This is a genomic window from Candidatus Pristimantibacillus lignocellulolyticus (assembly GCA_023639215.1).
Taxonomy (GTDB): domain Bacteria; phylum Bacillota; class Bacilli; order Paenibacillales; family Paenibacillaceae; genus Pristimantibacillus; species Pristimantibacillus lignocellulolyticus.
Genome location: CP097899.1, coordinates 3,198,818 through 3,214,358, shown reverse-complemented (window position 1 = coordinate 3,214,358; position 15,541 = coordinate 3,198,818). Strand labels below are relative to the sequence as shown.

Genomic DNA, 15,541 nt, shown 5'->3' with positions numbered 1-15,541 from the left:
GTTATTGCTCCTCATTCTCTTTTGCTACTAAAGCATGTGCGAGCACTTCATCCAGATGAGCGACAGGAACAAATTCCACCTCTTGTTTAATACTTTCAGGAATCTCATCAAGATCTCTAGTGTTATCAATAGGCAAAAGTACCTTTTTAATACCAGCTCGATGTGCAGCCAAAGATTTCTCTTTCAAACCACCGATCGGCAATACTCTACCTCTTAACGTTATTTCCCCTGTCATTGCAACTTCTTTGGATACATAACGACCACTAAGTGCCGATATAAGTGCTGTTGCCATTGTTATTCCTGCCGAAGGTCCATCCTTAGGAATTGCACCCTCTGGAATATGAATATGAATATCTAACTTTTCATGGAAATCTGACGACACTCCGAGTTCATCAGCATGAGCTCTAATGTAACTGAATGCTGCTTGCGCAGATTCCTTCATCACATCACCAAGCTTACCCGTTAAATTAAGCTTACCACTACCAGGCATAGTTGAAACTTCGATAACTAGTGTATCTCCGCCGACTTCCGTCCAAGCTAGCCCAGTAACGGCACCTATCTGATTGCGAGCATCAACCATACCATATCGGAACCTCGGTTGTCCAAGCCATTTCTTCACTTGCTGCCGATCAATATGAATCGTTTGCAACTGTTCATCGGATACAAAAGCTTTTGCTGCCTTACGAGATAACGCTGCAATCTGTTGTTCTAGATTACGCACACCGGCTTCTCGAGTATACTCTCGAATAATAAAGCTAATTGCTTCATCATCAATCGTAAGCTGTTCATCTTGTAAACCATGGTCAGCACGTTGCTTACGGAATAGATAGCGCTTCGCAATTTCTAACTTCTCTAACTCGGTATAACCTGGAACTTGCAGAATTTCCATACGATCAAGTAGTGGACGAGGAATAGTCTGCAAAGAGTTGGCAGTCGTTACAAACATAACAGATGACAGATCAAATGGCACCTCTACAAAATGATCGCTGAATGTACTGTTCTGTTCAGGATCTAGCACCTCAAGCAATGCTGAAGATGGGTCTCCTCGGAAATCAGATGCCATCTTATCAATTTCATCCAGTAGGAACACTGGATTTTTCGTTCCCGCTGACTTCATTCCTTGCATAATTCTACCTGGCATTGCCCCAACATATGTACGACGATGCCCGCGAATTTCTGCTTCATCTCGAACGCCACCTAGTGATATCCGTACGAATTTACGCCCTAATGACTTAGCAATAGATTTCGCTAGAGATGTTTTACCAACCCCGGGAGGTCCTACTAGACATAGAATCGGCCCCTTCATCTTCTTGACTAATTTTTGCACAGCCAAATACTCTAGCACACGTTCTTTCGGTTTTTCAAGACCGTAATGATCGTCATTCAAAATTTGTTCAGCATTTATTATGTCAAGATCATCATCAGTTAATTGGTGCCAAGGTAATGCCAGGAGCCAATCGATATAATTACGAATAATTCCACCTTCCGCTGAAGATTGTGGCATTTTTTCGAGTCGATCGATTTCTTTGTTAACTTTTTCTGCTACCGCATCAGGTAATTGACCTTCCTCCAACTGATTTCTAAGTTCTTCCACTTCTCCAAGGCGACCTTCTTTCTCGCCTAGTTCCTTCTGGATTGCCTTCATCTGTTCACGCAAATAGTATTCCTTTTGCGTTTTTTCCATCTGTTTTTTCACACGTTGATTGATTTGGCGTTCCATCTCAAGCACTTCGCGTTCATTATTAAGTAGATCAAGTAATGCCTCAAGACGTTTTTCAACATCTGTCGTTTCAAGAATAAGTTGCTTCTCTTTAATTTTCAAAGCAAGATGGCTTGTGATCACATCTGCCAATCGACCTGCCTCTTCGATATCAGATACCGCCGCATACGTTTCAGGTGTTACTTTCTTGGAAAGTGAAACATAATTCTCAAACTGGCTTAGTACTGTACGCATTAAAGCATCTACTTGTGGAGATTGCTCTGTTGGTTCAGGTAGTTCCTGCACGATAACTTCGTAATATTGTTCATTATCAAGGTAATCTTGAATTTCGGCACGAACTATCCCTTCCGCTAAAACACGAATCGTTCCATTAGGAAGTTTAAGCATTTGCTTCACTTTAGCAATCGTACCTATTCTGAAAATATCTTCTTCAAGCGGGTTCTCAATGTTCACCTCAGCTTGCGATACTAGTAAAATATTTTGATCATCAAGCATCGCCTTTTCAAGCGCGCGGATAGATTTATCCCTTCCCACATCTAAGTGGAGAACCATGCTGGGATAGACAAGTAGGCCCCTAAGAGGGAGCAGAGGAATTCGGCGTGTTTTTGTTTTGCTAGTACCCATTCCAGCACCTCCATTCTATATATTCTCTAACATCTTATCACTCAAATGATTCAGCCTGCAAATATGGATATGTTGGTGAGCTGAATAAATTCAACTTCCATTGCTCCGTTTGATCTTCATCATTCCATTTGGCCAATTCTGGGAATACATGAGTAAGTACTTCTTCTATTCGCGAAACTGGAATAACTTGCAGTCCGTTCAGGTCAGCAAATATTTCTTGCCAGTTTTCTCTAGGAATAATAACACGAACTGCTCCAGCTTGGAAGGCTGCTTCTACTTTCGCAAGCACACCACCCACCGGTTTCACATTGCCATGTATTCCAATCTCACCCGTCATGGCCAGTCGATTATCGATAGGTACATTCAATATCGCCGACGTAATCGCCGTTGCCATAGCAATACCAGCTGACGGTCCATCTACAGGTGAACCACCTGGGAAATTGATATGTAAGTCATAGTCTTGAGGATTAAGGCCTTTTAATCGTAACACTGTTAGTACATTCTCAATCGATCCTTTGGCCATACTTTTTCTTCTTAACGTACGAGAGCCACCGCCGAGTTCTTCTTCATCAACAACACCTGTAATAATATATTGTCCTTTTCCCTTAACAACTGGAATAGCACTTACTTCAATTTCAAGCAGCGCACCCATACTCGGTCCATAGACTGCTAACCCATTAACATATCCGATTTGTGGAACTAATGGAACTTTTCGTTCTGGTCTTGGTGGAATTTGACTACTATTCACAACCCATTCAATATCCATCGCCGTAATCTTATCTCTTTTCTCTGACAAAGCTAGACCAGCAGAAAGTTGGATAATATTCACCGCTTCCCGGCCGTTTGTTGCATATTGCTTTACAACATCGATCGCTTCTGGACAAGGTGAAAAACCAATTTTCAAGACTGCATTTTCTGCCACTTCAGCTACTTCATCAGCTAGCAACGGACGGAAATATACCTCCATACATCTAGACCGAATTGCAGGTGGAATTTCTTGAGGAGAACGAGTTGTCGCTCCAACTAAACGGAAGTCAGCAGGCAATCCATTTTGAAATATATCATGGATATAGCTAGGAATATGACTATCTTCTGAATTGTAGTATGCACTTTCAAGAAATACTTTGCGATCCTCAAGTACCTTTAATAACTTATTCATCTGGACAGGATGTAATTCACCTATTTCATCAATAAATAGAATTCCGCCATGTGCTTTTGTTACCGCTCCTGCTTTCGGCTGCGGAATACCTGCTACACCCATCGCTCCAGCTCCTTGGTATATGGGATCATGGACTGAACCGATTAAAGGGTCTGCGATACCTCTTTCATCAAAACGCGCAGTCGTAGCATCTATCTCTGTAAATTTGGCACTTGGTAAAAATGGAGAAGACGGATTACGCTTCGCTTCTTCAAGCACTACCCTCGCAGCAGCTGTTTTACCTACTCCTGGAGGACCATAGATGATGACATGTTGTGGATTAGCACTGCATAGGGCAGCCTTAAGAGCTTTTAAACCGTCTTTTTGTCCTACAATATCATGTAGTGATTGCGGTCTTGTTTTCTCTGCTAGAGGCTTCGTTAACGAAATTGAACGAAGCTTGCGTAGTTTGTCCATCTCCTTACGCGATTCCTTATCTACTGCAACTTTATTCATCTTCTGATTGCGTAGTAGATTGAAAAAATATAATCCAATTACGACAGCAAAAAACACTTGAATTACCATTAACAATACGCTCATATTCATTACTTTACTCCACTCCTCTTAATTAGTGCTTTTAGCAAACAAATTTTTCTCGTATTCTATAGTATTACCCTCTAGTAGATGGAATAATCTTGGGTGAACAGAGAAATAATCGAAGGGCACTACGAGAACTAATCTGTGGACACTCCGAGACCGCTACGAGAACTAATCACTGTTCCAATCGCCGTTGGCCTCGGATTTATTGGATTAAACAATAGTGGTATAAATCCGAGGACAAAAAAGACCGCTATCGCTTTTCCACTAGTGATTAGTTCTCTCCGCTAGTGGATAAGAGAATCAACAAAAAAGCGTTACTTATGTTTGCATTTATAATGCAACTAAGTAACGCTCACCCTATTAACTATTTGTATGTATGATGTTCATTATTCTAGTTCGTATTTATTATTTCCTTGCTTTATACGAACCAAGCGCCAACAAATGCACTCACTAATATTGCTACATAAATTAATGTAATGTGTGGTTGATAGTCGACATACATCTCTTTCCATGTCATTGCCCATGGATGACGAATTAAGACCCATCCAATTAAATCAACGATGATGGTCAGTAGCATCCATGATAATCCGATAATTAAAGCTTCGAGCCATAGATTATCTGGTTGTACTTTAATCAAATAATAATAAGCAGCAATCGGCCAGAGAATAATGTTATAAAGTGCATGATACTTTACTGTTGCAGCATAAGATTTAATATCGTACATTGACTTAATCGGTTTAGTATTATCTTTATCCATCTTGAGCACATATCCATTGAAGCAAGTATGTAATATACCAACAAGAGTAACTACGACGTAAACTATACTATACCATAGTATAGACATTCCGAAATCCATCACATAACCCCTTTCTAATGCCCATATAACTACCATATTATTCTATATATTACATCTGTTAGAACTCTTTACACGAAATCATCAAATTACCCGCAAAAGTTATTTCACGAAAAAAGCCCTAACATCTTAAGATGTTAGGGCTTCATATTTATTATTAGTGCTTAATATGTGCTTTACGACCAGGGATTTCTCCTGTCTCTTCATACACACGTACAATTTCATCGATTTCTTTCTTCAGCTCTGAAAGCAACTCCGCCTCAGGAACTTTACGAATCATCTCTCCGTAGCGGAACAACATACCTTCACCACGGGCACCTGCAATGCCGATATCAGCTTCACGCGCCTCACCAGGACCATTTACAGCACAACCTAGTACGGATACTTTGATCGGTACTTTGATCTTAGAAATATACTCTTCTACCTCATTCGCAACAGAGAACAGATCAATATCAAGACGACCACATGTAGGACAAGATACAAGCGTTGCCGCATTCGTAATCAAGCCAAATGTTTTCAATAGCTCACGTGCAACTTTAACTTCTTCCACAGGGTCTGCTGATAAGCTAATACGCAAAGTATTACCAATACCTAGCGCTAATAACGCGCCAATACCTGCAGAACTTTTGATCGTTCCAGCATTCAAGGTACCAGCCTCGGTAATACCAAGGTGAAGTGGATATTTGATAACTTCCGCAGCCATAGTATAGGCTTGAATCGCCATCGGAACATCTGAAGCTTTCAAAGATACGATAATATCATGGAAATCTAATTCTTCTAGAATACCGATATGATACATCGCACTTTCCACCATAGCTTCAGGAGTTGGATATCCATACTTCTCTAGCAAATGATTTTCAAGTGATCCAGCATTAACACCGATTCGAATAGGAATACCTTTTTCTTTACACGCAGCAACAACTGCTTCGACTTTTTCACGGCGACCAATATTACCTGGATTAATACGAACTTTATCAATCCCATTTTCAATAGCACGTAAAGCAAGACGATAATCAAAATGTATATCCGCAACTAGAGGAATATTAATTCGTTTCTTAATTTCCTTGATCGCGTCCGCAGCTTCCATATTGTTAACCGTAACGCGAACTAATTGACATCCAGCTTCCTCAAGACGCAATATTTCTGCAACAGTAGCATCAACATTAGCTGTCTTCGTTGTACACATACTTTGAATAAGAACCTCATTACTTCCACCAATCGTTAGATTACCAACTTTGACAGGTACGGTGTTCTGACGTAAGTACATAGTTATCTCTCCCATGAACGGCAAAGTCCACCCCTTGCTCTGAGCTTTCAAAGCATGAGGTGGTTCCTTCTTTGTCTGTATTCAAGTAACGTTAAGCACTTTCTTCCTTCTTGCTATCCTTCTTCTCAGCAGGAGCAAGTTCAGGAACAATTTTGCTTGTTACTGTATCTTCAGTTATTACACAAGTCGTGACATCTTCACGAGATGGCACTTCATACATTAAATCAAGCATGATCCCTTCAATAATTGCACGGAGACCACGAGCACCTGTATTACGCTTAATTGCTTCTTTCGCAATCGCATCAAGTGCATCAGCCTGGAATTCTAGCTTCACATTGTCAAGCTCAAGCAATTTTTGATATTGCTTCACTAACGCATTTTTCGGTTCAGAAAGAATACGTACTAGTGCTGGCTCATCAAGAGGCTCTAGAGTAGAAATAACAGGTAAACGACCAACGAACTCAGGAATTAACCCGAATTTCAATAGATCTTCAGGTAATACCATTGACAAGTATTCCCCTGGTTTTAGATCTTTCTGAACTTCTCCAGTAGAATTAAAACCGATTACCTTTTTACCAATTCTACGTTTAATGATTGATTCAAGACCGTCAAATGCACCACCACAGATAAACAAAATGTTAGTAGTATCAATTTGAATAAATTCTTGATGTGGATGTTTACGACCACCTTGAGGAGGAACAGAAGCTACTGTACCTTCAAGAATTTTAAGTAACGCTTGCTGAACACCTTCACCAGACACATCACGTGTAATGGATGGATTTTCAGATTTACGAGCTACTTTATCGATCTCATCGATATAAATAATACCGCGCTCAGCTTTTTCTACATCATAATCAGCAGCTTGGATTAATTTCAGAAGAATGTTTTCAACATCCTCACCAACATAACCAGCCTCTGTTAAAGACGTAGCATCTGCAATAGCAAATGGTACATTCAAAATACGAGCCATTGTTTGCGCTAGTAATGTTTTACCTGAACCAGTAGGCCCTAGAAGTAAAATATTACTCTTCTGCAACTCAACATCCTCAATTTTGCTACCTGTATTAATACGTTTATAGTGATTATAAACTGCTACAGATAGTGATTTTTTGGCAAAGTCTTGGCCAATAACATAAGAATCAAGTGTAGAACGAATTTCCATTGGTTTTGGAATACTCTTCAGATCCACTTCTTCCTCTTGTCCTAGCTCTTCCTCTACGATTTCAGAACAAAGATCAATACATTCATCACATATATAAACGCTAGGGCCAGCTACTAACTTACGTACCTGCTCTTGCGATTTACCACAGAAAGAACATTTCAATTGAGCTTTCTCATCATTGAATTTAAACATTATTTCACCCCTTCATTCCAATATTACAGTATCGGTGAAGTAATCACCTTATCTATCAAGCCATATTCCAATGCTTCTTGCGCACTCATGAAGTTATCACGATCTGTATCACGATCAATCTTCTCGTATGTTTGACCAGTACGATCTACGTAGATTTGATTCAGCTTTTGCTTCGTTTTAAGTATCCAATCAGCATGAATCTTAATATCTGTAGCTTGACCACTAATGCCACCAAGCGGCTGGTGAATCATCACTTCCGCATTTGGAAGCGCAAAACGTTTGCCTTTGGCACCTGCTGTAAGAAGTAGTGACCCCATACTTGCGGCCATACCCATACAAATTGTACTTACTTCAGGCTTGATGTATTGCATAGTATCAAATATACCCATACCTGCTGTAACTGAACCACCAGGTGAATTGATATAGAGATGGATATCTTTATCAGGATCATCCGCAGCTAGGAATAGCAATTGAGCAATTACTGCATTCGCAACATCATCATCAATCGCACTACCAAGAAATATAATACGATCTTTAAGCAAGCGAGAATAAATATCGTAAGATCTTTCCCCACGATTCGTCTGTTCTACAACGACTGGAACTAAGTTCATGCGATCAACCTTCTTTCATCTTGGACTTAATATGAACACTTTTATTGTATCACGTTGAAGAAGTGATGTCATTTTTTCGATCAAGTCTATGTCTACTTTTAATCTTTATTACTCATATGTATACGGTCACTCAAAAAGCTATATGTATGTTATGTAGATAGAAATCTCATTGAGCAGGTCCATAGTTTAAAAATAAGGCACGTATGCACACGTGCCTTATCCCTTATCTTATGTTCTGCTATATGTGTTAAACAAATTAAACAGCTACACTATTGCTAACTAGGAATTTGATTGCTTTACGAAGCAATAGATCCTCAGTCAAGTTTTCTAGGTTACCATTTTGCGTGAAGATTTCACGAATTTCTTCAGCAGGACGATTGTATGCTGTAGAAAGGTTAGCTAGTTCCTCGTTGATATCTTCTTCAGATACTTCAATAGATTCAGCTTTCGCAATTGCTTCTAGTACAAGGTTGTTAAGAACGCGTTTTTCTGCGTCACCCTTCATTTGGTCACGAAGCACTTGCTCGTTTTGACCAGAGAATTGGTAGTACAGATCAAGCGTCATACCTTGAGAACGTAGACGGTTTTCGAAATCTTGTAGCATGTAGTTTTGTTCAGTTTCTACCATAGCTGCAGGAATTTCTACTGTAGCTGCTTCAGCAACTTTAGAGATAACTTCTGCTTCTTGAGCTTGTGTAGCTTCTTTTACTTTGTTTTCTTGAAGTTTGCTTGCAAGATCTTTTTTGTACTCTTCAAGAGTATCAAATTCACTTACGTCTTTTGCAAACTCATCATCAAGTGCTGGAAGCGTTTTGCGTTTAAGCTCATGCAATTTAACTTTGAAAATTGCTGCTTTACCAGCTAGACTTGCTTCTTGGTAAGCTTCTGGGAATGTAACTTCTACATCTTTGAAATCTCCAAGTTGCATGCCTACTACTTGCTCTTCGAATCCAGGAATGAATGAACCTGAACCTAGTTCAAGAGAGTAACGCTCAGCTTTACCACCTTCAAATGCAACGCCATCTACATAACCATCAAAGTCGATTACAGTAACGTCGCCATTTTCAGCAGCGCCTTCTTCAACAACATTAAGCTCAGCATGACGTTGTTGTAGACGCTCTAGTTCAGCAGCGATTTCTTCTTCTGTTACTTCAGCAGAAACTTTTGCAACTTCTACGCCATTGTATGCGCCTAGAGTTACTTCAGGTTTAACTGTAACTTTTGCAGTAAAGATGAATGTTTGTCCTTTTGCAAATTGAGTTACATCGATTTCTGGACGATCAACTGGCTGAATACCAGTTTCTTGAATAGCTGCAGAGTATGCGCCAGGAAGAATGATATCAATTGCATCCTGGTACAAGCTTTCAATTCCGAATTTTGCTTCGAAAATTGAACGAGGTACCTTACCTTTACGGAAACCAGGTACGTTTACTTGTGCTACAACTTTTTTGAAAGCTTGATCTAGTGATTCTGATACTTTCTCAGCATCCACTTCTACGTTAATTGATACAGTGTTCGATTCTATTTTTTCCCAAGTTGCTTTCATTTTATGCTTTCCCCTCCAAAATGCTCATGCATTACATGTTTTCACGTCTAATAAACCACTCTATTATATACAAGTTATCGATTCTTTTCAAGGTAATAATTAATCAGAATCTTGCAAATATAGTGCAACCTCACGAATTACTCGACTTGCTTGCTCATAGCGGAATCGATACTCATTAGTAATTCCGTATGTTTCACGGATATCATCGTCCACTGCGTACCCATATACAATGAGCTGCATAGTATGATGTAAACCGGCAGCAAAACAATCTTCAATGTACTCTTCTTCATTCAACATCCATCCGTAGCTACGTGTACCATATATGCATTGTAGACATTCGAGCCAAAGTTCAGTGACTAATATTGGCATTGTCACATCTACTTGTTCAAGTGCTGACACAGCTTTTTCTAATATAGCATTGACAGAATCCGGAAATTCATTCATTGATAATGGAGTTTCTTCTATAAGTAGATTCACTGTTTCATCCATGCGGGTCAATTGTACCGTACCAGAGCAACCTCTTTTTTTCAAACATTGTAATGCTTTAAATTGTACCGCAGAGGATAGTGTAGCCTCTTGAAGCCAATTAATCAACTGTTCATCTAATTCAGGAGCGTCCAAATAAGTTGCACGCTCAAGTGCTAGCATTTGCTGATCCATAGGTAATGATGATTTTAAAGTATCCATCAGCTTAGAGGCAGCCTCAGTTGAATTAGTTGAGCCATAGTCACTTAATGCCGCTCTTCTAAATTGCTCCTCTAAATCCTCATGCTCAAGTCCATCTGCCTCATCGACAGTAGGAAAAGATTCTTCAAGCCAATTCAAAAGATGCTCCCATTCTATTGCATGTTGTCGTTCATCACCTTGACATCGCAATAAAAATCTTAATAAATCCTTTGCTTCTTCAAACTGTTCCCTTTCAAGTAACTTGGTCAACTCAATTTGATATTGATCCAGCATAGAAGGGAACAAAAATATATTTTCAGAAAAATTCTGCTCTTTATTAATGTTATCGGAAATATTAACACCACCTAACCATTTGCTAAGAAACGACTTATTTTTTACTTTCGTCAAATTATACCACGAACATATCAATAAAAAAATTGATATTAATTGATTATTTCCAAAAAAAGGTCTTGCATCACTCTCTCCGTTATGATATATTATTTGATGTCGCGTCTCAGTAGCTCAGTCGGATAGAGCACTCGCCTTCTAAGCGAGTTGTCGGGGGTTCGAATCCCTCCTGGGACGCCATTGCTATTCCATTTAACGATTTCCATATACATAAAAAACGCCTAAACCTTAGTGACCACAAGGGTTTAGGCGTTTTTTGTTATTGCAAATACATCGCCATTCTCCAATCTAGCCACATAATCGTGTCTGCTTTTCCTGCAGGGTCAAACAGGAATGATATTACATAGACTTTTTCCATCTCTTCTTTAGTACTTTTCTTGTTAGAAGATGTTTCCTTTATAAAATGTTTTACATCTGAGTCATAAAAGTAATCTAAATTCTTTGCAATAGTATCGATAGCGTTATCATTTCCAAGTTTATCTTTTATGACTTTCTTAGAATCTCCCATACTTACATCAATTACTGATTCAAACACTCCATCCGATTCTTCCGTCAAAATCACTCCAGCAACTTTATCACCACGATACATGACCCTGATGCCGTTGTCGTAAGTTATCAACGTAGACGACCCTTCACCTTCGCCGACTATAGTTTCGACTTTCTTTTTCTCATCTCCATAACAAATTTTAGCGTCTAAATTGATATTTGTTACACATAAATCTGATGTTTTTATTTCCTTCAATCCACTACCACTATTATTATTACTATTACTGCAGCCTGCAAGTAAACTAATACAAACTATCAATGCTACAATTAGTAACTTCTTCATTATTGCATCCCCTTTATGTTTGAATTGTATTTTCTTTAGTAATGGCTATCATCGTTACTATTACAACCAGCTAATAGCATAAGTACTGTAATAATCGCTATTGCTAATTTATTCAATCGATTCTCCCCTTTGCTAAATCTATACAGATAGTATAGGACATACTACAACTTTTTCCAACGATTACCTTTTTCATCATCTTGTTTAAGCAACTTTTCTTAACTAACTGACTTTTACTTTAGAGAATAAGGCGTGTACGTTCAAGATCCTGACGTTGAGAGATACTGTATTGTTGTGATTGCGGAGGAACAGAAGCAGAGCTTAGACTCCACTGAAAGATTTACATATATTCAAAAAAGCGCCTGAACCTCTCAAGGTTTAGGCGCTTTTTTTCGTTTTCATGAGACTTTTGAAATTCACCAATTCATTGCTGGTCTTACTTGACTTTGATTCCTGACGCTGATCTGCAGCTTCTGCTATCTTCAATGCTTCCAAATCGTTTTGATCGGCTTTGTTTTAAGTTATTTTTCTTATATAGTAAGTCGGTTTTCGTTGGGAAAAAACATTTAAAATCGAATTCACAAAATCCGGATAGAAATATGGTCATAGTCTATTTAGTTTTATACGTTCATATAGTTCTTAATGATTGTTATTACAAAGGAGCTGTTGTTATTGGCTGATCTGTTTGTCATTCGTTCTTTGGAAGAAGTACGGTTTTGGTCAAGAATTATGAAAGAACATTCGCTTTTTCTAAAATTAGGGTTCAGATGCGAGGATACTAAACTAATTAATGAAGCGAACCATTTCTACTCTACTTTTGAAGCTATCGAGAATAAAGCAAATGCTCTTACATTTGCAACAGATCCTATTGTAATCCGAAGATTTAATGAAGAAGTTCATACTGCCGTTTCTTATATTTGGGCATTCAAAAGAAAAGTGCTAGGTCTAATCGTTACGTGTCAGCTTCCTGGTGCCAATAACTTTCCACTACTCGTTGATCACGTTAGTAGAGAAGCAAACTACTTCCGTAACCGTCTGGAAGAATTAAATACTGGTAATCTGGAGCCTCTACCTGATGCAATCATCGATGAAAATGTATTCTTCCTCAAAATTATGGCTGATCATGCTAAATTCATTAGTCATTTACTCGATCCTTCTGAGCGTAAGCTCGTAGAGCAAGCTAATAACTTCAGCCAAGAATTTGATCAATTACTTTTCCAAGCACAGGACTTAAGCTCAATGCGCCCGCAAGCGCAAACGGTGCCGCTTCTTGATCAATTCCTTGATCAGAATAGAGTATCCGTTACGTCTCTTCGTGACTTCAAGAAAACAGCTCGCGACTTAATCGAAGCCTGCCGAATAAAAAGCATTATTCATCCGCTACTAGCTGATCATGTTTTTCGAGAAGCAGAACATTTCCTTGTGATTATCGATGCATTTGAAACTAGCTTGAGTGGTAATCATGTTTAGTTTTTTTGTAGAAGTAGTATGAAACGCTACTACGCAACGATACTTAACAATATCTATTAGGTCATAGTAAAGAGGCACAACATGTATGTTGTGCCTCTTTACTATTTAACATTTTTCTGAGCTTCTGCCATTCGCATTACACCATCTGTAATTTGTTGCTCACTAAGATGAGCAAAACCTAAACAAAAAGCATGCTTACTTTCCCCAAGATAATACCCTCTAGCATCTGATACCCACACATTCAATTGTTCACAACGCGTTAAAAACAATTCAAATTCCGCTTCTGTGCCTTTCCACTTTGTATAAATATGTAAGCCGGCATCGATTGGATAAAGTTCTAAAACAGTTTGCATATACTTAGTTAAAAGACTTAAAAATAATTCTGCTTTTTTTCGATATATTCGCTTCATTCGTCTAATATGTCGATCATATAAACCGTTATTCATAAAGGCTGCCATTGCACGTTGCTCAATGATTGAACTAGGATGTCTTTCATACACCTTTTTAGCAATTGTAAACCAATTTAGCAATGAATCTGGGAGCACCGCATATCCAAGTCTAATATTTTGCATCATCGTTTTCGAAAATGTCCCAATGTAGATTACTCTTCCTTTTGTGTCTAAAGACTTTAAAGGTTCATTCGCTCTTCCATAATGACGAAATTCACTGTCATAATCATCCTCAATAATATAGGCGTTATTTTCCTCGGCCCACTGCAATAGTTGTAGTCTTCTTTCCATACTAAGAACTACACCAGTTGGAAATTGACGACTTGGTGTGACAAATAATAATTTATAAGGACAGGCTTTATTTTCAGGAAAAACAATTCCTTCGTTATCGATAGGAAAAGCGTGAACTTTCCCTCCAGCAGAATGTACAGCATTACGTACTCCCACATAATGCGGATTTTCCATTGCTACGATATCACCTTCATTAATTAACAATTGGATAATTAATGTGAGTGCTTGCTGAGATCCATTCACAATAACAACATTGTCCGCCTTCACATTTATACCTCTAAATGTATGTAAATGTTGAGCAATGCTTTCTCTAAGTGATGTATGCCCTTCTGATGAATAAGAATCGACACTCTCTTTATTATATTGATCTCGCACTTGTTCAAACAGTAGCCGATTCCATTGTTTCGCTGGAAAGTGTACTAAGTCTACTTCTCCTAAAGTGAATGAAATAAGCTCAATACCTTCTCTTTGAACATTTGAAGCTAGTCCTTGGTTAAGGTCAATTTCTACTAATCGTTTGCCCCAATCCGACAAATTCACCTCATTGGCAGGCAAGTTGATCGGACTATCGTCTTTATTAAATTCGATATGAGCAACAAATGTACCACTTCCCATAACACTCCGAACAAAACCTTGTGAATGCAACCGCTCATAGACTGCGTTAACGGTGCCACGTGATAATTGATAAGCCGATGCTAATTGCCTACTAGAAGGAAGTTTTGTACCCGCTTGAATCTCTCCGCTTAATATCCCTTCCTTAAGTGCAAGAAACAAAGCATCACTTTTGTGACCATATTTTTCTAGAAATTTATCGTAAGGTATATATAATTCCAACGTAATCCCTCCACTAAAGTGGTACATTAAAAAAATCACAAATTGGATCTTTTTAATTGTCTCTCTTATTTATACAATAAATTACATTACTAATGTAGAGGTGATTGTTCATGAGAAGAAAAGAATTTGCAATAGCTGAAGATAAAATTGAGGACGTCAATGCCTTTCTCGATGAAATGACTTTTGGATTCCTTGGTACGATCGGAGCAGATGGTTATCCTAATATTACTCCGCTTAATTATGTCTACTATAATGGAGATATTTATTTTCATGGAAGTAAAATTGGAGAAAAGATGACCTCTCTTGCTGACAACTCAAAAGTCAGTTTCTCAGTTGCGAAAGAGTATTCTATTATCCCTTCTTATATGAATGATCCAAAATACGCATGTCCTGCCACCGCATTTTTCAAATCCGTGTTATTCAGAGGTCAAGCAGAAATCGTTCATGATCTTCAAGAAAAATGCGATGTATTTACAGTATTTATGGAGAAGTTACAACCAGAGGGCGGGTATGAAGCAATTGTTCCTTCTGATCAAGGATATGCCAAACAGGTAACTGCTGCTGCCATTGTTAAAATCCGTGTGGAAGAGATGACGAGCAAGTTTAAATTTGGACAAAATTGGTCTGAGAAAAAAATAAAAAAAGTAAGTGCTCAATTAGTTGATAGAGATCAAAATCTCGATCAAGAAACAGTCAGACTTATGAATCTATATTGTCCGCATATGAAAGATCAGACCACTTGATCGAACGTTATTTTGATTCCCTTTTTCTAACAGAACCTTCGAAAGACCTTCCAAATCAACCATTCTGGGTCAATAAATTCAAATCCGATCGTAACCATGTAAAAATCGACTATATCGAAATCGACTGGGAACAACTTACAG

Annotated in this window: 12 protein-coding genes and 1 tRNA gene; 3 read left to right on the top strand and 10 right to left on the bottom strand. The window is 38.5% G+C overall.

Annotated features, from left to right (window positions below):
- Position 1: 1 nt before the first annotated feature.
- From lon to NAG76_13565, 8 genes are all read right to left on the bottom strand, one after another.
- On the bottom strand, positions 2–2,344 hold the full coding sequence (lon, locus tag NAG76_13600) for an endopeptidase La (protein URN92876.1): 2,343 nt from the start codon (positions 2,342–2,344) through the stop codon (positions 2–4).
- Between the two features lie 37 nt (positions 2,345–2,381).
- The gene (gene lonB / locus NAG76_13595) at positions 2,382–4,088 is read right to left on the bottom strand and encodes an ATP-dependent protease LonB (protein URN92875.1); all 1,707 of its coding nucleotides are present in this window, start codon (positions 4,086–4,088) and stop codon (positions 2,382–2,384) included.
- 412 nt (positions 4,089–4,500) lie between these two features.
- Positions 4,501–4,938: a hypothetical protein gene (locus NAG76_13590; protein ID URN92874.1), complete on the bottom strand. Its 438-nt coding sequence runs from the start codon at positions 4,936–4,938 to the stop codon at positions 4,501–4,503.
- A 154-nt stretch (positions 4,939–5,092) separates the two neighbouring features.
- Positions 5,093–6,202 (bottom strand): flavodoxin-dependent (E)-4-hydroxy-3-methylbut-2-enyl-diphosphate synthase, encoded by a 1,110-nt coding sequence (ispG, locus tag NAG76_13585; protein ID URN92873.1) that lies wholly within the window; start codon positions 6,200–6,202, stop codon positions 5,093–5,095.
- A 91-nt stretch (positions 6,203–6,293) separates the two neighbouring features.
- Positions 6,294–7,556 (bottom strand): ATP-dependent protease ATP-binding subunit ClpX, encoded by a 1,263-nt coding sequence (clpX, locus tag NAG76_13580; GenBank protein ID URN92872.1) that lies wholly within the window; start codon positions 7,554–7,556, stop codon positions 6,294–6,296.
- A gap of 23 nt (positions 7,557–7,579) precedes the next feature.
- Positions 7,580–8,167, bottom strand: a complete 588-nt coding sequence (gene clpP, locus NAG76_13575; protein URN92871.1) for an ATP-dependent Clp endopeptidase proteolytic subunit ClpP — start codon at positions 8,165–8,167, stop codon at positions 7,580–7,582.
- Positions 8,168–8,423: 256 nt separating this feature from the next.
- A complete protein-coding gene (tig, locus tag NAG76_13570) occupies positions 8,424–9,713 on the bottom strand; it encodes a trigger factor (protein ID URN92870.1) in 1,290 nt (429 codons plus the stop codon).
- A gap of 99 nt (positions 9,714–9,812) precedes the next feature.
- Positions 9,813–10,787, bottom strand: a complete 975-nt coding sequence (locus tag NAG76_13565) for a hypothetical protein (protein URN92869.1) — start codon at positions 10,785–10,787, stop codon at positions 9,813–9,815.
- 103 nt (positions 10,788–10,890) lie between these two features.
- Here NAG76_13565 and NAG76_13560 point away from each other — a divergent pair.
- A tRNA-Arg gene (locus NAG76_13560) sits at positions 10,891–10,967 on the top strand.
- Positions 10,968–11,046: 79 nt separating this feature from the next.
- Here the strand turns inward: NAG76_13560 and NAG76_13555 are convergent.
- Positions 11,047–11,616, bottom strand: coding sequence for a hypothetical protein (locus tag NAG76_13555; protein ID URN92868.1), 570 nt, complete (start codon positions 11,614–11,616; stop codon positions 11,047–11,049).
- Positions 11,617–12,285: 669 nt separating this feature from the next.
- Here NAG76_13555 and NAG76_13550 point away from each other — a divergent pair.
- Complete coding sequence (locus tag NAG76_13550) at positions 12,286–13,083, top strand: DUF2935 domain-containing protein (GenBank protein URN92867.1); 798 nt, start codon at positions 12,286–12,288, stop codon at positions 13,081–13,083.
- A gap of 101 nt (positions 13,084–13,184) precedes the next feature.
- On the opposite strand, the gene NAG76_13545 is transcribed toward NAG76_13550, so the two are convergent.
- Positions 13,185–14,657: a PLP-dependent aminotransferase family protein gene (locus NAG76_13545; GenBank protein ID URN92866.1), complete on the bottom strand. Its 1,473-nt coding sequence runs from the start codon at positions 14,655–14,657 to the stop codon at positions 13,185–13,187.
- 110 nt (positions 14,658–14,767) lie between these two features.
- Between NAG76_13545 and NAG76_13540 the strand changes: the two genes are divergently transcribed.
- Positions 14,768–15,400 (top strand): pyridoxamine 5'-phosphate oxidase family protein, encoded by a 633-nt coding sequence (locus NAG76_13540; GenBank protein URN92865.1) that lies wholly within the window; start codon positions 14,768–14,770, stop codon positions 15,398–15,400.
- The last annotated feature ends 141 nt before the right edge of the window (positions 15,401–15,541 follow it).

What these genes read in the sequence shown, in the direction of transcription:
- lonB (URN92875.1), bottom strand. Translation starts at nt 4,088, where the DNA reads ATGAATATGAGCGTATTGTTAATGGTAATTCAAGTGTTTTTTGCTGTC.
- lon (URN92876.1), bottom strand. Translation starts at nt 2,344, where the DNA reads ATGGGTACTAGCAAAACAAAAACACGCCGAATTCCTCTGCTCCCTCTT.
- NAG76_13590 (URN92874.1), bottom strand. Translation starts at nt 4,938, where the DNA reads ATGGATTTCGGAATGTCTATACTATGGTATAGTATAGTTTACGTCGTA.
- ispG (URN92873.1), bottom strand. Translation starts at nt 6,202, where the DNA reads ATGTACTTACGTCAGAACACCGTACCTGTCAAAGTTGGTAATCTAACG.
- NAG76_13555 (URN92868.1), bottom strand. Translation starts at nt 11,616, where the DNA reads ATGAAGAAGTTACTAATTGTAGCATTGATAGTTTGTATTAGTTTACTT.
- clpX (URN92872.1), bottom strand. Translation starts at nt 7,556, where the DNA reads ATGTTTAAATTCAATGATGAGAAAGCTCAATTGAAATGTTCTTTCTGT.
- tig (URN92870.1), bottom strand. Translation starts at nt 9,713, where the DNA reads ATGAAAGCAACTTGGGAAAAAATAGAATCGAACACTGTATCAATTAAC.
- NAG76_13540 (URN92865.1), top strand. Translation starts at nt 14,768, where the DNA reads ATGAGAAGAAAAGAATTTGCAATAGCTGAAGATAAAATTGAGGACGTC.
- clpP (URN92871.1), bottom strand. Translation starts at nt 8,167, where the DNA reads ATGAACTTAGTTCCAGTCGTTGTAGAACAGACGAATCGTGGGGAAAGA.